Annotated in this window: 17 protein-coding genes; 10 read left to right on the top strand and 7 right to left on the bottom strand. The window is 57.7% G+C overall.

Annotation, left to right across the window (positions count from 1 at the left end):
• Window positions 1-16 precede the first annotated feature (16 nt).
• The 7 genes from K529_RS14910 (at window position 17) to dxs (ending at window position 6,388) form a co-directional block, all read left to right on the top strand.
• The gene (locus tag K529_RS14910; protein WP_005607826.1) at window positions 17-529 is read left to right on the top strand and encodes a MarR family winged helix-turn-helix transcriptional regulator; all 513 of its coding nucleotides are present in this window, start codon (window positions 17-19) and stop codon (window positions 527-529) included.
• Window positions 526-1,227, top strand: coding sequence for a response regulator (locus K529_RS14905; protein WP_005607824.1), 702 nt, complete (start codon window positions 526-528; stop codon window positions 1,225-1,227). Before K529_RS14910 ends, K529_RS14905 begins: the two co-directional genes overlap by 4 nt.
• Window positions 1,228-1,480: 253 nt before the next feature.
• Window positions 1,481-2,278: a delta-class carbonic anhydrase gene (locus tag K529_RS14900; protein ID WP_046002035.1), complete on the top strand. Its 798-nt coding sequence runs from the start codon at window positions 1,481-1,483 to the stop codon at window positions 2,276-2,278.
• A gap of 114 nt (window positions 2,279-2,392) precedes the next feature.
• Complete coding sequence (locus K529_RS14895) at window positions 2,393-3,319, top strand: histone deacetylase family protein (RefSeq protein ID WP_005607817.1); 927 nt, start codon at window positions 2,393-2,395, stop codon at window positions 3,317-3,319.
• Entirely contained in the window at window positions 3,316-3,561 is a 246-nt protein-coding gene (locus tag K529_RS14890; RefSeq protein WP_005607814.1) for an exodeoxyribonuclease VII small subunit, read from the top strand. The genes K529_RS14895 and K529_RS14890 overlap by 4 nt, the downstream gene beginning before the upstream one ends.
• A gap of 6 nt (window positions 3,562-3,567) precedes the next feature.
• Window positions 3,568-4,431 (top strand): polyprenyl synthetase family protein, encoded by an 864-nt coding sequence (locus K529_RS14885; RefSeq protein ID WP_005607811.1) that lies wholly within the window; start codon window positions 3,568-3,570, stop codon window positions 4,429-4,431.
• A gap of 28 nt (window positions 4,432-4,459) precedes the next feature.
• Window positions 4,460-6,388: a 1-deoxy-D-xylulose-5-phosphate synthase gene (gene dxs / locus K529_RS14880; RefSeq protein ID WP_005607809.1), complete on the top strand. Its 1,929-nt coding sequence runs from the start codon at window positions 4,460-4,462 to the stop codon at window positions 6,386-6,388.
• A gap of 26 nt (window positions 6,389-6,414) precedes the next feature.
• On the opposite strand, the gene K529_RS14875 is transcribed toward dxs, so the two are convergent.
• The 5 genes from K529_RS14875 to secA all read right to left on the bottom strand — a co-directional run bounded on the left by K529_RS14875 (window position 6,415) and on the right by secA (window position 13,489).
• On the bottom strand, window positions 6,415-6,882 hold the full coding sequence (locus tag K529_RS14875) for a DUF2269 family protein (RefSeq protein WP_005607806.1): 468 nt from the start codon (window positions 6,880-6,882) through the stop codon (window positions 6,415-6,417).
• The gene (locus K529_RS14870) at window positions 6,879-8,174 is read right to left on the bottom strand and encodes an SDR family oxidoreductase (protein ID WP_005607803.1); all 1,296 of its coding nucleotides are present in this window, start codon (window positions 8,172-8,174) and stop codon (window positions 6,879-6,881) included. Before K529_RS14870 ends, K529_RS14875 begins: the two co-directional genes overlap by 4 nt.
• A 2-nt stretch (window positions 8,175-8,176) precedes the next feature.
• Complete coding sequence (locus K529_RS14865; RefSeq protein WP_005607800.1) at window positions 8,177-9,730, bottom strand: phosphate ABC transporter substrate-binding/OmpA family protein; 1,554 nt, start codon at window positions 9,728-9,730, stop codon at window positions 8,177-8,179.
• Between the two features lie 23 nt (window positions 9,731-9,753).
• On the bottom strand, window positions 9,754-10,659 hold the full coding sequence (locus K529_RS14860; protein WP_005607797.1) for a hypothetical protein: 906 nt from the start codon (window positions 10,657-10,659) through the stop codon (window positions 9,754-9,756).
• A 136-nt stretch (window positions 10,660-10,795) separates the two neighbouring features.
• On the bottom strand, window positions 10,796-13,489 hold the full coding sequence (gene secA, locus K529_RS14855) for a preprotein translocase subunit SecA (RefSeq protein ID WP_005607793.1): 2,694 nt from the start codon (window positions 13,487-13,489) through the stop codon (window positions 10,796-10,798).
• A gap of 177 nt (window positions 13,490-13,666) precedes the next feature.
• Here secA and K529_RS14850 point away from each other — a divergent pair, with 177 nt between their 5' ends.
• From K529_RS14850 to mutT, 3 genes are read left to right on the top strand one after another with little or no spacing between them, the layout of a single operon-like run.
• On the top strand, window positions 13,667-14,518 hold the full coding sequence (locus tag K529_RS14850; RefSeq protein ID WP_005607790.1) for a peptidylprolyl isomerase: 852 nt from the start codon (window positions 13,667-13,669) through the stop codon (window positions 14,516-14,518).
• A 31-nt stretch (window positions 14,519-14,549) separates the two neighbouring features.
• Complete coding sequence (gene argJ / locus K529_RS14845) at window positions 14,550-15,776, top strand: bifunctional glutamate N-acetyltransferase/amino-acid acetyltransferase ArgJ (RefSeq protein ID WP_005607787.1); 1,227 nt, start codon at window positions 14,550-14,552, stop codon at window positions 15,774-15,776.
• Complete coding sequence (mutT, locus tag K529_RS14840; RefSeq protein WP_005607784.1) at window positions 15,773-16,183, top strand: 8-oxo-dGTP diphosphatase MutT; 411 nt, start codon at window positions 15,773-15,775, stop codon at window positions 16,181-16,183. Before argJ ends, mutT begins: the two co-directional genes overlap by 4 nt.
• A gap of 518 nt (window positions 16,184-16,701) precedes the next feature.
• On the opposite strand, the gene infB is transcribed toward mutT, so the two are convergent.
• Both infB and K529_RS14830 read right to left on the bottom strand, forming a co-directional pair.
• On the bottom strand, window positions 16,702-19,215 hold the full coding sequence (infB, locus tag K529_RS14835; RefSeq protein ID WP_046002034.1) for a translation initiation factor IF-2: 2,514 nt from the start codon (window positions 19,213-19,215) through the stop codon (window positions 16,702-16,704).
• An 8-nt stretch (window positions 19,216-19,223) separates the two neighbouring features.
• Window positions 19,224-19,841, bottom strand: coding sequence for an RNA-binding protein (locus K529_RS14830; RefSeq protein ID WP_005618812.1), 618 nt, complete (start codon window positions 19,839-19,841; stop codon window positions 19,224-19,226).

The following is a 19,841-nucleotide window of genomic DNA, read 5'->3' as shown; positions in this document are numbered from 1 at the left end:
CAAAGGAGAGGCGATAATGTCTGACGGGCGTTCCGGAGCAGGGTTTGGCGGTGAGAGCCTCCTGTTTCTGACAGATGAGCAGTTGCGCCAAGGGATCGAGGCGATGTTCTTTGCCTATCAGGGCTTTACTGCTGACCCTGACCGTATCCTTGCCGATCTGGCCTACGGGCGGGCGCATCACCGGGCACTGCATTTTATCAACCGCTCTCCGGGCACAACGGTCAACAATCTCCTCAGCATCCTTGGGGTCACCAAACAATCCCTGAACCGCGTGCTTCGTGCGTTGGTTGAGGATGGACTGGTCGACAGCCGGGTCGGAACGCTCGATAAACGGGAACGCAATCTTTATCTGACAGAACGCGGAGTGGATCTGGAGCAACGCCTATCCGACGCCCAGCGCGTGCGTATGCGGGCCGCTTACAAACAAGCGGGTCCAGAGGCCGTTCAAGGATTTAAAAAAGTACTCGAAGCCATGATGGATGCGGACATGCGTCGCGCCTACGCCGATCTGCGGGAGAGGTCACAATGAACCATAATGATCCGCATCTTCTGATCGTCGATGATGACGAACGCATCCGCGATCTTTTGAAAAAGTTCCTGATCCGGGCCGGATTTCTAGTGACTGCCGCGCGCGATGCGGCACATGCGAGGCGGGTGCTTTCCGGGTTGGATTTTGATCTGATCGTGTTGGATGTGATGATGCCGGGTGAGGATGGGCTATCCCTCACCTCCGCGCTGCGCGAAACGATGACGACACCAATCCTGTTGCTGACTGCACGTGGCGAGACGGATGATCGGATTAAAGGGCTTGAGGCTGGCGCGGACGATTATTTGCCAAAACCCTTTGAGCCCAAAGAACTCCTGCTCCGTATCAATGCAATCCTGAGGCGCATGCCCGAGAGTCAGCCCGAAGACATCACCCCAAAATTCCTGCAATTGGGTGCTATCCGGTATGATATTGACCGTGGCGAGATGTGGCAAGGCCAGGATCTGATCCGGCTCACCTCCACCGAGGTTCAATTGATGAAGATATTTTCCTCGCAACCCGGTGAAGCGGTAAGCCGCGCCAAGCTGGTTGAGGATCTGGGGCGTGACCGCGGCCAAGCACAGGAGCGTGCGGTCGATGTTCAAATCACGCGGCTGCGGCGCAAGATCGAGCCGAACCCAAAGCAGCCTCAATACCTGCAAACCGTGCGTGGTGCAGGTTATATGCTGGCACCGGATTGAGAGATACTCTTTGAGTTCACCTTGAGGGGTCCTATGCGCATTCTCACATATAGATGCGCATGTTGCTCCCTCTCAGCTTTGCAAGATCACTCTGACGCATTTTTAATGCTAGAGGCTTTCCGATTTGGGAGGTTTAATAACCTTTCCCCAATAGCGTCCCTTTGTTTCCCATTCACGAAGGGTTGGTATGTTAGGAATGGTTCGCAAATTGTTTCTCTGGGTTGTCGCCTGCGCAACGACTGCAACGCCTCTGATGGCATCAGATTCACATGGAACCGCAAAACCTGCGGACAATGGCCGTGCACCTGCTGCACAAAGCGCTGAAGGAATCTGTCAGGGGTTCGGCCCACAAACGCCCCGCGACATCGGCAGTTTCATCGGTGAAAACGCTGCGAGTTTCGCCATGGCACCTCCTTCTGCTGCGATGAACCTCTGCAATATTCACACGCATACCAACGCGGAACATCGTGGACCCGGCTTTTCAATTCCGGCGGGTGGTTCAAAACAAGGGGGCTATTTGTGTAATGAAACCCGTGATCTGACCATCGCGGAACAGATCGACCCCACAGGCGGCCACGGCGCATTTGAGGGCATCCACCCCGGCGACACGATCGAGGTGCATTGGGTCTTTACCTCTTGTAACATCAGCCCCGGTCCCGGCCTCGGTTCTTGTGTGAGTGAAAGCTGTGCCAACCCCACTCTGCGGGTCGAAAGCCAGGTATTCCTCGTGGTGAACGATGATAATGCACTGAACTTTCATGACTTTGCCTACGCGGGTCACATGGCGAATGGTCTGCATCAACCGCAGTCACTCCCTACTGGAACCGGCAATCCCATCGTGTTTCGCGGGTCAACCACCGGGCCCAGCTACACTGAAGCAACCTGTTCTCCCTATCAGGTCACGTGGAGCGTGCGCCCTTCCTGTGCAAAGGTTTCATACTCATCGATCAATTCCTGGGCGGCAAATGGCAATGTCTTTGGCGAGATCCACAGCGACGGTGTAAGAGAGCTGGCCACCTCGCCTGAACTGCTTGCTCCAATCAATTTCTAAGATCGACAGTAGCAGAACGGCACATTCCTACGGCAGGGTTGAGGAATAGCTTTTCGGCGGCATAGTGAACGTATCAACTGATATCTCACTATTCGCGTCGGAAAGGTGATCGAGATGACCACGGCAATGCTGACTCATGCGGATTGTCTCACTCACGAGACACCGCCCGGTCATCCAGAACAGATCGCTCGATTGGTACATGTGCTACACGCGCTTGAAGCGCTCGACCTGAAACGAGTGTCTGCACCAATGGCGGCCGAAGACGATGTGCTGCGCATCCATCCTGCAAGTTACCTTGCAGACCTTCGCCGCACCTTGCCTAGCGAAGGCCGCAAAGAACTCGACGCGGACACATGGATGTCGCCCGGGTCACTGGATGCAGCCTTTCGCGCGGCAGGTGCGGTAGTCCGTGCGGTAGATCTGGTTTTATCCGGCGAGGTCCGTAACGCCTTTTGCGCGACGCGACCGCCCGGTCATCACGCAGAAACGGATACACCAATGGGGTTTTGCCTGTTGGGAAACGCAGCGCTGGCGGCAAAACACGCACTAGACCACCACAACCTACGCCGCGTCGCAGTGGTGGATTTCGACGTACATCACGGCAACGGCACACAAGACCTGCTCTGGGATGAGCGGCGGGCATTGGTCATCAGTTCACAACAAATGCCGCTTTGGCCCGGTAGTGGGCATCCTGAAGAAGACGGTGCTTACGGCAATGTTATGAACCTGCCACTCCCACCCGAAAGCACCGGCGCAACAATGAGAAACGCTTACACTGAGCAGGCCTTTCCTCGTCTGAGAGCGTTCAAACCAGAACTTATCATTCTGTCGGCCGGATTTGATGCGCATAAGGACGATCCGCTGGCACAGCTTAACTGGGAAACAGACGATTTTCGTTGGCTCACCGCAGAACTTTGCACGCTTGCTCAAGAGCTGTGCCAGGGTCGTATCGTCTCGACTTTGGAAGGCGGATATGATCTGAACGCGCTAGCCGACGCCGCCAAGGCGCATGTGGAAGAATTGATAAAGGCCGCGACATGACAACCGAGACCCCCGTCGAAGAGATGAGCTTTGAAACTGCGATGCAGGAGTTGGAACGCGTCGTCGATCAGCTGGAGCGCGGTGACGTGGCTCTGGATGCCTCCATTGCCCTTTATGACCGCGGTTCGCAGCTTAAAAAACGTTGCGAAGATGAGCTGAAGCGCGCAGAGGAAAAAGTTCGCGCGATCGCGTTCGACGCAAATGGTCAGCCATCCGGCACTCAACCGCTCGACGCGGGATAAGGTCAGATGGCGGCAGGGTTTACCGCTGCGCTCTCGCAAGCGCAGACGAGAATATCCATCCATATGGAACACCGCTTGCCGCAGACAGATCTGCTGCATCAAGCGATGCTCTACGCCTTGCGTGGCGGCAAAATGCTGCGTGGCTTCCTCGTTCTCGAGAGCGCACGGCTGCATCATGTCCCCGAGACGGCCGCACTTGAGGCGGCGCTGGCGATTGAATGCATCCACGCCTACTCGCTGGTGCATGATGACCTGCCCTGTATGGATGATGATGATTTGCGCAGAGGCCAGCCCACGTTGCACCGCAAATGGGACGAAGCTACCGCTGTTCTGGCAGGCGATAGCCTGCAAACACTGGCGTTCGAACTCCTCGCGCGTGAGGAAGTCGGCTCCCATGCGATAAGCCTCATTCGCACAATGGCAGAGGCTGCGGGCAAGGACGGCATGGTCTCCGGCCAGATGCTGGACATCGCCGCAGAAACGGCTGAGGCACCGCTGACACTTGAACAAATTACCACCCTTCAGGCGCGCAAGACCGGCTGCCTGATCGAATGGTCCGCCTGTGCCGGTGCGCGGCTGGCAGGTGCGGACCCCGCACCGCTGCGTCACTATGCCCAAGCATTGGGACTGGCTTTTCAGATCGCCGACGACATCTTGGATATAGAGGGCGATGCTGCAACCGTAGGCAAAGCCGTGCGCAAGGACGAAGACGCAGGCAAAGCCACCTTTGTGTCGCTCCTTGGGCTGGAGGGCGCAAAACGCCGCGCGCAGGAACTGGCCGATCAGGCTTGTGCTGCCCTTGCCCCATATGGCGCGGCAGGCGATACCTTGAAGGACGCCGCCCGCTTCGTTATCTCGCGCGACAGCTAAATCGCGCCCCGAAGGAGCCACGACCCACATGACCGACCGGCCACAGACCCCGCTCCTTGATCAGATCGCATCGCCTGCGGATCTGAAACGTCTCTCTGACGCGCAGTTGGAGCAACTCGCGCATGAGTTGCGGCAAGAGACTATCTCTGCCGTCTCTGTCACCGGCGGGCATCTGGGGGCTGGTCTTGGCGTTGTGGAACTGACGGTGGCGCTTCATGCGGTTTTTGATACGCCCAAAGACAAGGTGATCTGGGACGTCTCGCATCAGTGCTATCCGCACAAGATCCTGACCGGACGTCGTGACCGTATCCGCACCCTGCGGATGAAGGATGGTCTTTCGGGCTTTACCAAACGCTCCGAGAGTGCCTTTGATCCCTTTGGTGCGGCGCATAGTTCCACGTCCATCTCTGCCGCGCTCGGGTTTTCCGTCGCCCGTGATCTGAGTGGCGTCACCGAAGAAGGCCTTGGCGACGCGATTGCGGTGATTGGCGATGGCGCCATGAGCGCGGGTATGGCGTTTGAGGCGATGAACAACGCGGGCCACCTAGGCAAGCGGCTGATCGTGATCCTCAACGACAACGAGATGTCGATCGCGCCACCAGTTGGTGCGCTCTCCTCGTATCTCAGCCGCCTCTATACCGAGGCACCGTTTCACGACCTTAAAGCCGCAGCCAAGGGCGCGGTCTCTTTGTTGCCGGAACCTTTCCGCGAGGGCGCCAAACGCGCCAAGGATATGCTGAAGGGCATGGCCATGGGCGGCACTTTGTTCGAATCGCTGGGCTTTTCCTACATTGGTCCCATTGATGGTCACGATATGGACCAGCTTCTGCCGGTTCTGCGCACCGTCAAAGCGCGCGCAAACGGGCCGATCCTGATTCACGCGGTTACCAAAAAGGGCAAAGGCTACCGCCCGGCTGAAGTGGCGCGCGACAAAGGCCATGCGACGGCAAAGTTCGACATGGTGACGGGGGAGCAGAAAAAAGCGCCCTCCAACGCACCTTCCTACACGTCGATCTTTGGCAAAACACTGGCGGAACTGGCCGCACAGGACTCCAAAATCTGCGCCGTCACCGCTGCGATGCCCGATGGCACTGGCCTCAATCTGATGGCGGAGCGCTATCCGTCACGCACCTTTGACGTGGGCATAGCAGAACAGCACGGCGTGACCTTTGCCGCCGCGCTGGCGGCGGGCGGGATGAAGCCGTTCTGTGCGATGTATTCGACCTTCCTGCAGCGCGGCTACGATCAGGTCGTGCATGATGTTGCGATCCAGCGTCTGCCTGTGCGTTTTGCGATCGACCGTGCAGGTTTGGTCGGGGCCGATGGGGCCACCCATGCAGGGTCGTTTGACATTGGGTTTATGGCGAACCTGCCCGGCATGGTGGTTATGGCCGCGGCGGACGAAGCCGAGCTAAAGCACATGGTTGCAACCGCCGCCGCCTATGACGATGGCCCCATCGCGTTCCGCTACCCCCGTGGCGAAGGCGAAGGCGTAGAGATGCCAGAGCAGCCTGAGATATTGGAAATCGGCAAGGGCCGGATGATTCAGGACGGTAAACGCGTGGCGCTCTTGTCCTTTGGCACCCGCCTTGGCGAGGTGCGCAAAGCCGCAGAGGCACTCGCGGCCCGTGGCATCACGCCGACCATTGCCGACGCGCGCTTTGCCAAACCGCTAGACCGCGACATGATCCTGAACCTCGCAGCTGAGCACGAGGCGCTCATCACGGTTGAAGAAGGCGCGGTCGGTGGTTTTGGTTCTCATGTGGCACAGTTGCTTTCTGATGAGGGTGTGTTTGACGAGGGCCTGAAGTTCCGCTCCATGGTGCTGCCCGATACCTTTATCGATCAGGCAAGCCCCAAAGATATGTACGACAATGCCGCGATGAACGCGGAACATATCGAAGCCAAAGTGCTGGATGTTCTGGGCGTCGCGCGCCTCGGTGAACGACGCGCCTAACCGCGCGTGGCCTGTGCTGACAACACCTACAACACAGGCTTTGTCAGCATCAGCCAGACAATGGCGAGCACCGCCGCAAATGCCGGAAATCCAAAGGCAAACCACCAGCGATAGAGCCTGAAATAGGCTGCCGGAAGTGGTTCTGAATTGTCACGCGCCGCGCGTGCAAGGTTGCGCATACGCAGTTGCATCCAGACCACCGGCAGCCAGAAGCATCCGACAAAAACATAAAGACCAAGCGAGGCTGCGACCCAGCCCTCTGTCAGGGGCCAACCAACCTCTCGTGCCAGCAGATAGCCGGTTACAGGTTGTGCAATCGCCGCCGTTGCCGTGAACACCGTATCTGCAATGACCACAATACCGGAAACATGCGCGATCAGCCGTGCATCCTTGCTTTGATGTGACATCACCATAAAAAAGGCGATACCTGCTCCGGTGCCCAACAGAACTGTGGCGCCAAGCACGTGCAGGAACAGCAGAACCTCGTAGATCATCTGTCCTCCAAAACCAGCGCAACAATGCCTGCAAGCATCATGCCCGGCAGGACTTTGACCATCGGACCAAGCGGGTCGAGCCAGAGGTCTGGTGCTGCGATGAGGCTCCCTAAGACATAGGCAGCTGACAAGGCGATCATGCCCATGGCAGCACGCGCCGCCCATCGCCGCCAAAGGATTGCCATGCCCAATGCCACGTCGAGCACCGCGCCGCCAATCACCGCGAGGGCGCTTAGCCAGGAAGGCGCACCGCGGTCAGTAAGGATGGAAATCGTTCCGGGGAGATCGAAAAAGGGGATCAGTCCAGATATAACCCAAAAGAAAGAGAGCGTCGCAATCGCGAGGGGTAACGCCAGATATACCCGCGCGAACACGCGATCCTGACGGGTTGCGGGCATGCGCGACAGGGTTTCCTGCAGAGACATGCAAGGCAAACCGCCAGTGGCCACCCAGTTCGAGGGATCGCCGCGAACCCCATCGCGCAACACCTGAACGGCAGAGCGACGCAGTGGCGATCGCCACCCCAACTGCCCGAGCAAATCCGCAAAGGATGACATTGTCCGCAGCGCCCAGTCCGGTAGGGTCGGCCTGAAGATCGGGGGCGATACCCCGAGCCAGTCCCGCATGGTCTCAGTTAGCGTTGCGAGGCTCTGTGTGCCCTCCTCCGTCAAATCCAAAATAGTTGCGGCTGCGATCTCATTCCGGGCGGCTTTCACCACCGCCGAGGCCACATCCTCGATCGAGACTGTCTGGATCATCGCCCCCGGCAGCACCTTGGGCTGTACCAAAGGTATGGCCGCCGCCGCGCGCAACAACGCCGTGCCGCCATAGGCCTCGGGCGCCAATACCAATGTCGGGCGCAGAATGACCCAATCGGAGAGTCCACGTGCGATCACTGCGTCGCCACGTGCCTTACTTCGGAAAAACTCTGTCGAGGCATCCTCCACCACGCCAGCGGCTGAGATTTGCACCACTCGCAGAGGCATCGTCTCGGCCGCTCGGGCCAGCGCCTTCAACGCTGTGACGTGAATGGCTTCTAGGCGATCTCGCGCGCCATCCTGCAATGCCCCAGCGGCGTTCACTACGACGTCGCATCCCTCCAATAGGTCCTGCCATTCGACAATCGTTAGCTGCGCTATATCGCGGATAACCCAATCCACAGGTAAGTTGGACCGCTGCGCTGCTTGGCTTGAACGCCCCAAGCCAGTGACGTCAAACCCAGCATCCACAAGTGCACGTGCGCAAGCCGACCCAATCAGCCCATAGGCCCCGAGAACGAGGGCGCGCGCCACCTCTACCTGACCCAGACTTCGACGCGACGGTTGGCCTGACGGCCCCAAGCACTGTCATCGCAGGCGATGGGCAACGCTTCGCCATAAGCCGCCGTTTCTATCGTTATGCGATCGAGATTTGCAGTTTCGGCCGCGCGCTCCACCGCACGACGCACAGACTCGGCACGTTTCAATGCAATCGCACGGTTGCCTTCTGCTGGGCCTTCCCCATCAGAGAACCCGACAAACACCATGCGCTTGCCGTCATACACTCCGGCCTCCAATTCGCGCGCGATCAGATCGATGTTGTTTCGAGATTGCGCATCAGGGCGGGACGACCCGGCCTCAAACCGAAACGACGTCGTTAATCGCTGCAAACCATCAAGCCCTGAAATCATTCGCTTCAACTCCCCCAAGGGGATGTCGTCACCTGCAGATTTAATCGCATTGCTGAGGCGCTCTCCCTGCATGCGCATGGGAATATACTCCGGTGCCTGATCTACAAATCCGGCTCTGCGAATGACAATTTGCGCGGCAGGTCCACGCACATAGGTCAGGAAATCCCGCGCAATACGCGGCAGGCGATGTGCAGGCAGATAGAGAAACATTGGCGCGGTCAAAGGATAGTCTTCGGTCTTAATGCTGCGGCGGGCCGCCGAAAGTGAGAACCCACAGGTCCCTGTAAGAGTCAGCATCCGCGTCTGGCCCGTTTCCGCAAAGCTCGCAATGCCAATAGCAAAAGGATCAGTGGCGACGGTACGCACCAATGTACTGCCACGATCATGACGCCGGATAGTCTTGGCAAGCGTCAGCCCAGCAGGCGACAACAGCTTATCCTCAACCGCTTGCGCAAGTCCTGCCCCGGCGACGGGCAAATGTGCGGAAATGGGTGCATCCGCGCCACCCAGTTCTTGCCAGTTAGTGATCTTGCCCGCGTAGATATCCGCTAGCTGCGGCAAGGAAATACGCCGCACCGGATTGGAAGGCGCCACAACCGGAACCATCGCGTCCAGCGCAAGTACCCGTCCCCGATTAGAGAGCGACATATCGCCAAGGCCTGCCTCGGATGCGAGCAGATGCTCCGCCTCGCGAATTTCGCGCAAGGCCATCACGATATCGGCTTGATTGGCCAAAACGTCGGCAAACCCTTCGTCCGTATTGCTGACGTGAAAGGTAAACCGCCCTGCCACATGGCCCTCGCGCGACAGGGTGTATTCGAACTGGCGCGGGTCAAGTTGCTCTCTGGCGGTCTGGAACCCGTTGCGCAGCGCAAAACCTTCGATAAGCGCAGGCAGCAAAACCTCTGCCATAGTAGAGGAGCCAGACAGGGTAATCTCGGCGACGAAATCCGAGAGGCTGGGGCAACCGGGCCCGTCACAGCGCACCCCTGAGCCATCCACGGTCAGCTCGCCAAATTGCGTTTCGACGCGGTAGAATTCACCATCAAAGCCCAATAAATCTCCGCTCACCTCGATGGCACCATCGGGCGATGACAGCGTTACATCCTGTCCGAAAGCCGGAACGCTTGCGCTGAAAAAGCAGAGTGCGGCGCAAACCGCCGCACGATAATAGCTCATGAGAAATCCCGGTGTCGCCCCAGTTAGTTGGAGGCGATTTTCAGGCTTTCTACCAGATTATTCAACACCAGAAAGTCACCTGTTGCAGAACATTCCGGGATGTTCAGCACAAGATCGCGTGTCCGCAACCTGTCACCACGGCGTTCAACCAATTGCGCGGCGACGACCTGATCACAGTTGTCACTTGTGATCTCTGCCTCGACAGAAATGTTGACCACGCCATAACCACTGTTTTTAGGGAGCGTGTAGACTTGCAGCAGACGTGCGGCGACCTGCGCTGGATCACCCAGAAACAGAACCTGCCCTGCGCCTTGCCCCGATTCAGAACCTTTCCACACATGTCCAGCGCTCCCATAGGTCGCGCCAAACTCCAGCGCATGCAGTTCAAGCCCGCTGTCGCCTTGCCATTGCATGACGACACGCTCGACACTGTCGAGATCGTTCACCTCTGCAACGGCCTCCAAATCTCGACCCGACGCAAAATCTGCAATGACGACAGCGCGCGCTGCCAGCGCAGGCAACACACCGCTGAACTCACCCGCAGCATCCAGAGATTGGGTCACCATCACGCCGCTATGATGAAGTGTAAATCGCTCGCCACCCCGGCAGGGAGCGGAGATTTCGACGCGCAACAAGGCACCGGGCATTGGCGTGAGTTTTAGGTCACTTGCACATTGCAGCAGTGATGTGTCGACATCGCGCAACGGCTGTCGTGGCGTGCGTGTGTCTGTGCGTGCGGACGTATAGGCCACATCCTGAAACACAAGTTTTCCGGTTTCAGGCTCTGTTGGCAGAGGTGCGGGCTGGTCGAGCGCCGCGTTGGACGCCAGCGATCGCTGCATGTCGGCTGTACGCTGCATATACACGCCTGTGCCCAAGGCACAGACGACAGTGGCCGCAGCAATAAGACCTGTAACTCGGATACCCATTACACCCTCCTTACCCCAAAAGGTTAAGGATTCGTATCTCGGGAAGGCGGCCAGACTGTGGCAAAGGCCGGGAGGAAACACGACCTTTGCCACAGTCTTTAATAGTTTTTGGGCAGTTAGACCGCCCGATTGCGCATCAGCCCAGCCGACCGTGGCAATGTTTAAACTTTTTCCCAGATCCGCAGGGGCATTTGTCATTGCGCGAGGGGTTACCCCAAGTTGAGGGGTCGTCTTCGACAAAACCCGCAAGCGGTTCTTCCACGGCGTCTGCAATGGCTGGCGCTGCGGCTTGCTGCATCCCAGCCTGACGGGCAGCCATTTGCATCATCATCTCGCGCTGCTCTTCTTCGCTGAGCGGGCGCACACGGGACAGCTGCTGCGTCACCGTTTCGCGCAGTGAATCGAGCATGGATTCAAACAGCTGGAAGCTCTCGTTCTTATACTCATTGAGCGGGTCACGTTGCGCATATCCACGGAACCCCACAACAGAACGCAGGTGCTCCAGCGTCAGAAGGTGTTCGCGCCATTTGGCGTCAATGGATTGCAACAACACCTGCTTTTCGATGTTGCTCATACCTTCCTGACCAAACGCTTCCACCTTTTCGGCCATGAGCTTGTCAGAAGCCTCAATGAGACGTTCGCGGATTTGCTCGTCATCGACCCCTTCTTCGGCGGCCCACTCGACCACGGGAACGTCGATGCTGAGCTTATCGCGCACATCCTCTTGCAGGCCTTTGGTATCCCATTGGTCGGCGTAGGTCTTGGGCGGCATGTAGAGGTCGATCAGATCGTCGATCACCTCATGGCGCATGTCCGTGACAATCTCATGGGTGTCATCAGACGCCATGATTTCACGGCGCTGTGCAAAAACCACCTTCCGCTGGTCATTCATCACATCGTCGAACTTCAGCACGTTCTTGCGCATGTCAAAGTTGCGGCCTTCGACCTTGGCCTGTGCGCGTTCCAGCGATTTGTTCACCCACGGGTGAATAATCGCCTCGCCTTCTTTCATACCAAGCCCCGAGAGCAGCTTGTCCAGACGCTCAGACCCAAAGATACGCATCAGGTCGTCTTCGAGGCTGAGGTAGAAGCTGGTGCGGCCCGGATCACCCTGACGACCAGAGCGGCCCCGCAGCTGGTTGTCGATACGGCGGCTTTCATGGCGCTCAGAGGCCATCACATACAAGCCACCAGCATCAAGCACCTTTTGTTTTTCCTCGGCGTGCTTGGCTTCTTCTTCTGCGCGCAACGCAGCAGGATCAGCGTCCGGGTTGGCCTCAAGCGCTTCCATCACCTTCAGGTCGATGTTGCCACCGAGCTGAATATCCGTGCCTCGACCGGCCATATTGGTGGCGATGGTCACGGCGCCCAAGCGGCCTGCGTCGGCAACGATCTTGGCTTCTTGCTCGTGGTGGCGCGCGTTGAGGACGTTGTGTTCGATCCCCTCCTGCTGCAGCAAATGGCTCAGCAGCTCGGATTTCTCAATCGAGGTTGTCCCGAGCAGAACCGGCTGGCCCTTTTCATGTGCAACTTTGGTTTCCGCAATCATTGCCGCATATTTTTCGTTGGCTGTGCGGTAGACCTGATCGTCCTCGTCCACGCGGGCAATTGGCCGATTGGTCGGAACCTCAACCACGCCAAGGCCATAAATCTCGGCAAATTCTTCGGCTTCGGTCATGGCCGTGCCGGTCATGCCCGAGAGTTTGTCATAAAGACGGAAGTAATTCTGGAACGTGACCGAGGCCAGTGTGGTGTTTTCAGGCTGGATCGTTGTGCCTTCTTTGGCTTCGATCGCCTGATGCAGACCTTCCGACAGGCGGCGCCCCGGCATCATTCGGCCCGTAAACTCGTCAATCAGCACCACATTGCCGTCGCGCACGATATAGTCCTTATCGCGTTGGAACAGCTTGTGCGCACGCAGTGCTTGGTTGACGTGGTGCACCACGGTGGTGCTTTCCGGGTCATAAAGGCTCGCACCTTCCTCAAGCAAACCGGCCTTAAGAAGCGAGTCCTCAAGGAACTCATTGCCTTCTTCGGTAAAGGTCACACCACGGGTTTTCTCGTCGATCTCATAATGCTCTTCGTCAAGCGTCGGAATCAGCTTGTCGATGGTGTCATAGAGTTCGGACCGATCTTCGGCGGGACCGGAGATGATCAAAGGGGTGCGTGCTTCGTCGATCAGGATCGAGTCGACCTCATCCACGATGGCAAAGTTGTGCTGCTTTTGGAAAACCTGATCCAGCGAAGGCTTCATGTTATCGCGCAGATAGTCAAAGCCCAGCTCGTTGTTGGTGGCGTAAGTGACGTCACACTCATAGGCGGCCATCTTTTCCGCCTCGGGCTGATTGGAGTAGATCACGCCAGTGGTCATCCCCAGTGCCTCGAACACCTTGCTCATCCACTCGCTGTCACGCTTGGCGAGATATTCGTTCACCGTAACAACATGCACACCCTTACCGGTGAGTGCGTTCAGATACGCGGGGAAGGTCGCCACAAGGGTTTTACCTTCACCCGTCTTCATCTCGGAAATGTTACCTTGGTGAAGGAACGTTCCGCCCATTAATTGGGTGTCAAACGCCCGAAGCCCCAAAGCACGACGCGCGGCTTCGCGAACATTGGCGAATGCTTCGGGCAGAAGATCATCAAGGCTTTCACCAGCAAGAGCCCGCTTGCGCAGGTCTTCGGTCTTGTCCTTTATCCCCTGGTCGCTCAGCGCCTCGAACTCAGGCTCCAGCGCGTTGATTTTTGCAATCAGCGGCCGTGTCGCCTTGATTTTGCGGTCATTCGGCGTGCCGAAGACCTTTTTGGCGAGAGTTCCGATACCCAGCATGTGCGCTCCAAAAGTCCTGTTCACGGCCTTGTTTAGCGGCAGGCTTGCCCGCCGTGTTCGCAACCCATAAACAAAGGTGGAAAGACGGTCCTGCCGCAGGCCCTATGGCGATGTAAGGGGCAGGAAAATAAGTGTCAACGCCACGACCCGCCGTGGCAGGAATATAGGAAGGTTTCCATGCGCAAAGGTCTCACTTTTTTGCGGAGCGTCGCATTTGCGGCTGCTTTCGGCCTCGCGGCACCTGCATATGCCGAACTGAATGCCAATACGGTGGTCGCAAAGGTCAACGGTGAAGAGATCACTGTTGGAAATATGATCGTCGCACGCGCCAAACTGCCCGCCCAGTACCAAAGCCTGCCGGATGATCTGTTGTTCAAGGCGCTGCTGGACCAGCTGATTCAACAAACCGTGCTCAAGCAGCAGCTCCATGGCGACACCCCAGAGTACGTGCGTCTGTCGGTCGAGCACGAGGAGCGGTCTCTGCTGGCGTCCGATGTCATCGAATCCGTAATGGAGGATGCTCAGACCGAAGACGCGATCCGCGATGCCTATGATGCGCGCTACAGCAGCGATGATGGCGGCGACGAATTCAACGCCTCTCATATCTTGCTGGAAAGCGAAGAAGATGCCGTCAACATCAAAGAGCAACTTGATGCAGGTGCGGATTTCGCGGCATTGGCCAAAGAATCCTCCACCGGACCAAGTGGCCCCAACGGCGGTGAGCTTGGTTGGTTTGAAAATGGTCGCATGGTGCCGGAATTTGAAGCCGCTGTCGCCGAGATGCGTCCGGGTGAGGTCTCCGAGCCAGTGCAGACCCAATTCGGCTGGCACATCATCAAGCTGAATGACCGCCGCAAACTGGAAGCCCCAGATTATGAAGACGTCCGTGAAGAGATCGGACTTGAACTGGCACAACAAGCGGTCGAGGATCGAATCAATCAGCTGACCGCCAGCGCAACGATTGACCGGCCTGAAATCGAAAATCTCGAGCCTTCGGTTCTGCGCGACATGAGCCTGATCGAGAACTGATCTCACATCATTTTCAAACTGGAAGACCAAAATGGCAAAAACCCTGCCCCGCTCTCCGCTTGCCCCCGCCACTTTTCCCGCTCTGCCGGAAATCGGTGGTCTGCGTTTCGCATCCACCGCAGCTGGGGTGCGTTATCAGGGCCGAACGGATGTCATGTTGGCGGTGATGGACCCCGGTACATCGGTCGCCGGTGTGTTCACCCGCTCCACAACGCGCTCGGCTCCGGTTCTGGACTGTCAGGCCAAGCTAGGCAGCAACACCGAGCAAGGTGCTGCCATTTTGGTCAACTCCGGCAATTCCAACGCCTTTACCGGCCACTACGGCCAAACCTCGGTAGCGGAGATCACTGCCGCCGTTGCCAATAAAACCGGGCTGCCGCAGGATCGCGTGTTTACCGCCTCAACCGGCGTGATCGGTGAACCCCTGCCCCACGACCGTATCCTGTCCAAACTAGACGAGTTGAATGGTGCTCTGTCTGCCTCGGCAATGAAAGACGCCGCCGAGGCAATCATGACCACGGACACCTTCCCCAAAGGGTCTGCTGCGACTGTCGATATTGACGGCACGCCTGTTAAGATCGCAGGGATCGCCAAAGGATCTGGCATGATCGCTCCGGATATGGCAACGATGCTGGTCTATATCTTCACCGATGCAGTCTATGATCAGGGCAGGCTGCAGGCCCTGCTATCCACAGAGAACGATACCTCGTTCAACAGCATCACCGTCGACAGCGATACCTCAACATCCGATAGCCTGATGCTCTGCGCAACAGGAGCTTCGGGCGTGGATGCCACTGATCACCCTGCCTTTACTGAGGCCCTGCGAGGCGTCATGCTGGACCTGGCTCATCAGGTGGTGCGCGACGGCGAGGGTGCGACCAAATTCGTTGAAATCCAGATCACGGGTGCCGCGAGCGATGCCGATGCCAAGATCCACGGTCTGGCTATCGCAAACTCTCCGCTGGTGAAAACCGCGATCGCGGGCGAAGACCCCAACTGGGGCCGCGTCGTCATGGCGATTGGGAAATCCGGCGCCAAGGCAGACCGCGATCTGCTGTCGATCTCTTTTGGTGATGTTCTCGTGGCTGAAAAAGGTTGGGTCGCCCCTTCTTACAAAGAAGAACTGGGCACAGCAGAGATGAAGAAAGAAGAGATAACGCTGAAAGTAGATCTTGGGCTGGGTGATGGAACTGCAACCATCTGGACCTGCGATCTGACCCATCAGTACATCACCATCAATGCGGACTATCGGTCATGAGCGAACAGAAAAAGGTCGTTCTGGTCTCTGCGGTGGCGCTCATTGATATTGAGGGCCGTATCCTTCTCGCACAGCGCCCAGAAGGCAAATCCATGGCGGGGCTGTGGGAGTTTCCCGGTGGCAAAGTCGAGGAAGGAGAGACCCCTGAGGTCGCCTTGATTCGCGAGCTACAGGAAGAGCTTGGTATCAACACCTGGTCCAGCTGCCTTGCCCCACTAACCTTTGCGAGCCACTCTTATGAGAAGTTCCACTTGTTGATGCCGCTTTTTGCCTGCCGAAAATGGGAAGGCATTCCGCAGGCACGCGAAGGTCAGGTGCTGAAATGGGCCCGTCCGCAAGAGTTGCGGGACTATCCTATGCCCCCCGCGGACATTCCACTGATCCCAATTCTACGAGACTGGCTCTGAAGCTGCTGAGATCGTTAATTCATCAATACGACCCCAGATCTATTAGGTTAGGTCTGGGGTTTTCTATATGTAGATACACCCGGTGCTGGTCGAAACCTTTTGTTAACCATTTTCCGGCAACCTGAACGTGTTTTCATCGGGATGCAGGATCACTCAGAACAGAACAACCTTTAAGGTTTAGATATCCGAACTCATGTGGCAGCACCTCATGGTTTGACATCGGATACGTGTCAGAACACCTCGTTCACCGCTACTCGCGGGACAATCTATCAGCAGATGTGTTGTCAGGGCAGACAATACAGACGTTCCCGGCGCAAAGGCTACGGCAGCTCCAATACCGGGAACGTAAACTCACAACCGAAGGCGAGGCTGGCAGCATCGTCTTCGGTTTTTTTATTGTACCGCCTTAGAATCAAGACATCACCTCAGAGGCAGCGATCTGATTAAGAGTAGGTTTTGCAACGAAAAAGCCCCGGCCATTTCGGACCGGGGCTTTGATATTTGATCTGATATCACAATCAGTCGAGGGTGCGGGTAACTTCCTCGCGCTCGAAGATCTCGATGACATCTTTCGGACGGATATCATCGTAGTTCTCGAATGCCATACCGCATTCCTGACCCGACTGAACCTCGGATACTTCGTCTTTGAAGCGCTTCAGGGTTTTCAGCGTGCCTTCGTGGATCACCACGTTGTCGCGCAGCAAACGGACACCGGCGGAGCGGCGTGCCACACCTTCGGTGACCAAACAGCCAGCTACTTTGCCGACGTTGGACACTTTGAAGACGTCCTTGATCTCGGCATACCCGATGAAGTTCTCTTTGATCTCTGCCGAGAGCAGACCGGAAGCAGCCGCTTTGACGTCATCCACAAGATCATAGATCACCGAGTAGTACCGGATCTCCACGCCTTTTTGGTTGGCGGTGTTGCGCGCGGACGCATTGGCACGGACGTTAAAGCCCATGACCGGCGCGCCAGACGCTTCGGCGAGGCCGATGTCGGTCTCGGTGATGGCGCCCACACCGGAGTGCAGAACGCGCACGCGAACCTCGTCGTTGCCGATTTTTTCCATCGCCTGGACGATGGCCTCGGCGGAGCCCTGCACGTCAGCTTTCACAAGGATCGGCAGTTCGGAGACGCTTTCGTCATCCTTGGCCTTCTGCATCAGTTGTTCGAGCGTGGTCGCCGCACCAGCAGCAGCGCGTTTTTCCTTGGCCGCATGTTCGCGGTACTCGGCAATCTCGCGCGCCTGAGCTTCGGTCTCGGTCACGTTCAGAACGTCACCTGCCTCCGGCGTACCATTGAGACCCAGAACCTCGACCGGAACCGAAGGTCCTGCCTCCTGAACGCGCTCGCCCTTGTCGTTGATCAGCGCACGGACCTTACCGTACTGCTCACCCACAACGAAGATGTCGCCCTGACGAAGTGTACCGGTCTGAACCAGAACGGTTGCAACCGGACCACGGCCCACGTCGAGCTGTGCTTCGATCACTGCACCCTGTGCCGCACGGTTCGGGTTAGCTTTCAGTTCGAGAATTTCTGCCTGCAGCGCAATCGCTTCGAGTAACTCATCCAAGCCTTGGCCAGTGTGGGCAGAGACTTCTACGTCCTGAACCTCACCGGACATCGCCTCAACGATAACCTCGTGCTGCAGCAGCTCTGCGCGCACTTTGTTCGGGTCCGCAGCAGGTTTGTCGACTTTGTTGATCGCAACGATCATCGGAACACCAGCAGCCTTGGCGTGGTTAATCGCCTCGACGGTTTGCGGCATGACCGAATCATCGGCAGCGACCACAAGAACCACGATATCCGTCACCTGCGCACCACGGGAGCGCATGGAGGTGAAGGCCGCGTGGCCGGGTGTATCAAGGAACGACAGAACCGCGCCGCTATCGGTTTTGACCTGATAGGCCCCGATGTGCTGCGTGATACCGCCTGCTTCGCCTGCAACAACCTTAGCGTCACGAATCGCATCCAGAAGCGAGGTCTTACCATGGTCAACGTGACCCATGATGGTGATGACCGGCGGACGCGATTGCAGATCTTCTTCTTTGTCTTTGATTTCCTTGATGACGTCTTCAACGTCAGCATCGGAAACACGAACAACCTTGTGGCCAAACTCTTCGATGATCAGCTCAGCGGTGTCAGCATCGATGGTTTGGTTCTGCGTGACCATCATGCCCATGTTCATGAGCGACTTCACCACGTCAGCCACACGCTCTGCCATGCGGTTTGCCAATTCGGAGACCACAATGGCTTCGGGCAGTTGCACGTCGCGAATGATCTTTTCGCGCTCAACCTGACCCATGGCTTTTTGACGGGCGCGCTCTTGCTTGCGCTTCATGGATGCAACGGAGCGCTGGCGTCCACCTTCCCCACCAGTTGCCTGGCTGAGGGTCAGTTTACCAGAACGGCGTCCACCGTCGTTACGGCCCTTGGCACCACGACCACGCTCTTCGCGCTCGCGCTCTGCCTTACGAGGGCCCACCGCAGGTTTCGGCGCACCGCCACCGGGTGCAGGGCGCGCGGCAGGCGCGGCGCTTGCGTCAGTTTTGGGCGCAGCAGCGGCAGCTTTGTCGGCAGCGGCGCGCTTTTTGGCGGCTTCCGCTTCTTCCTGACGTTTGCGCTCTTCTTCCTCGGCCTTTTGGCGTGCCTTTTCTTCGGCCTCGCGCTGTTCGCGCTCTTTGGCCTCTTGTTCGGCACGGCGGCGCTCACGCTCTTCGGCGCGGGCCTTCTCTTCGGCCTCACGCTGGGCGGCCTCATCGGCCTCGCGCGCCTTCGCTGCCTGAAGTGCCTTCAGGCGGCGGTCCATTTCCGCATCAGAAATACCAGCAGGGCGCCGCGAAGCATCGCCGGCAGCAACGCCACCGGCGCCGCCTTTGCCTGCGCCCGGCTTGGGGACAACCACGCGCTTACGCTTGGTTTCCACCACAACATTCTTGGTCCGACCGTGGCTAAAGCTCTGTTTCACATTGCCGGGTCGAGACCCGCTACCACGAAGACCCAATGTCTTTTTGCCGTCACTATCGCTCATAAAGCTCTTTATCCTTCCGTGCGGCCGATGCCGCCCTTTTCGCGCAAACCCTGCAATCGCTGGGCTTCCTCTACAACACGTTGGCTGAGTCCACCAGAGGCGAGCGCGGCATGTATGACAGTTTCACGCCCAAAAGCCATCCCAAGCTCGTCTGCCGTCATGCATCCGATGTATTTGCCGCGGTGCGGCGTGCTCAGTTTTGACTTCCCTCGCCCGGACCCGTCGGAGGCTTGGATCAGAACCCGGGCCTCTTCTTTGTCCAACCAATCCTTGACCTTCTCGTAACCACCCACGGCATCTCCCGACTTGCGGGCAAGACTGATCAGGTCAACCAACCGGCGCAGCACCAGCCGCTCCACTTCGTCGACCAGACCATCCTGAACCGTCACCTGCGACTTGAATCCGCGTGCAAAGATTTTCTTCTTTACCGCTTGTTCCAGCGCCGCCTTCGTGGCGGAGACATAGACTCCACGACCCGGCAGCTTTCCCATTACATCGGGATAGACCTGATTATCAGGCCCCAGCACAAAACGGATCAGCCCGGCCTTGGGCTGTGTCTCGCCGGTAGCGAGACATTTCCGTTCTGGCCCGTCAGCACGGGATTTTTCTGCACCACCACGGGTCAT

The sequence above is a fragment of the Tritonibacter mobilis F1926 genome, from assembly GCF_000376545.2.
GTDB lineage: Bacteria > Pseudomonadota > Alphaproteobacteria > Rhodobacterales > Rhodobacteraceae > Epibacterium > Epibacterium mobile.
Note: the sequence above shows the minus strand (reverse complement) of the source record. Positions and strands in the feature narration are given on the sequence as shown.

What these genes read in the sequence shown, in the direction of transcription:
- K529_RS14900 (WP_046002035.1), top strand. Translation starts at nt 1,481, where the DNA reads ATGGCATCAGATTCACATGGAACCGCAAAACCTGCGGACAATGGCCGT.
- K529_RS14875 (WP_005607806.1), bottom strand. Translation starts at nt 6,882, where the DNA reads ATGATCTACGAGGTTCTGCTGTTCCTGCACGTGCTTGGCGCCACAGTT.
- dxs (WP_005607809.1), top strand. Translation starts at nt 4,460, where the DNA reads ATGACCGACCGGCCACAGACCCCGCTCCTTGATCAGATCGCATCGCCT.
- K529_RS14865 (WP_005607800.1), bottom strand. Translation starts at nt 9,730, where the DNA reads ATGAGCTATTATCGTGCGGCGGTTTGCGCCGCACTCTGCTTTTTCAGC.
- mutT (WP_005607784.1), top strand. Translation starts at nt 15,773, where the DNA reads ATGAGCGAACAGAAAAAGGTCGTTCTGGTCTCTGCGGTGGCGCTCATT.
- K529_RS14830 (WP_005618812.1), bottom strand. Translation starts at nt 19,841, where the DNA reads ATGACCCGTGGTGGTGCAGAAAAATCCCGTGCTGACGGGCCAGAACGG.
- K529_RS14885 (WP_005607811.1), top strand. Translation starts at nt 3,568, where the DNA reads ATGGCGGCAGGGTTTACCGCTGCGCTCTCGCAAGCGCAGACGAGAATA.
- K529_RS14860 (WP_005607797.1), bottom strand. Translation starts at nt 10,659, where the DNA reads ATGGGTATCCGAGTTACAGGTCTTATTGCTGCGGCCACTGTCGTCTGT.
- K529_RS14850 (WP_005607790.1), top strand. Translation starts at nt 13,667, where the DNA reads ATGCGCAAAGGTCTCACTTTTTTGCGGAGCGTCGCATTTGCGGCTGCT.
- K529_RS14910 (WP_005607826.1), top strand. Translation starts at nt 17, where the DNA reads ATGTCTGACGGGCGTTCCGGAGCAGGGTTTGGCGGTGAGAGCCTCCTG.
- K529_RS14895 (WP_005607817.1), top strand. Translation starts at nt 2,393, where the DNA reads ATGACCACGGCAATGCTGACTCATGCGGATTGTCTCACTCACGAGACA.
- infB (WP_046002034.1), bottom strand. Translation starts at nt 19,215, where the DNA reads ATGAGCGATAGTGACGGCAAAAAGACATTGGGTCTTCGTGGTAGCGGG.
- argJ (WP_005607787.1), top strand. Translation starts at nt 14,550, where the DNA reads ATGGCAAAAACCCTGCCCCGCTCTCCGCTTGCCCCCGCCACTTTTCCC.
- secA (WP_005607793.1), bottom strand. Translation starts at nt 13,489, where the DNA reads ATGCTGGGTATCGGAACTCTCGCCAAAAAGGTCTTCGGCACGCCGAAT.
- K529_RS14890 (WP_005607814.1), top strand. Translation starts at nt 3,316, where the DNA reads ATGACAACCGAGACCCCCGTCGAAGAGATGAGCTTTGAAACTGCGATG.
- K529_RS14905 (WP_005607824.1), top strand. Translation starts at nt 526, where the DNA reads ATGAACCATAATGATCCGCATCTTCTGATCGTCGATGATGACGAACGC.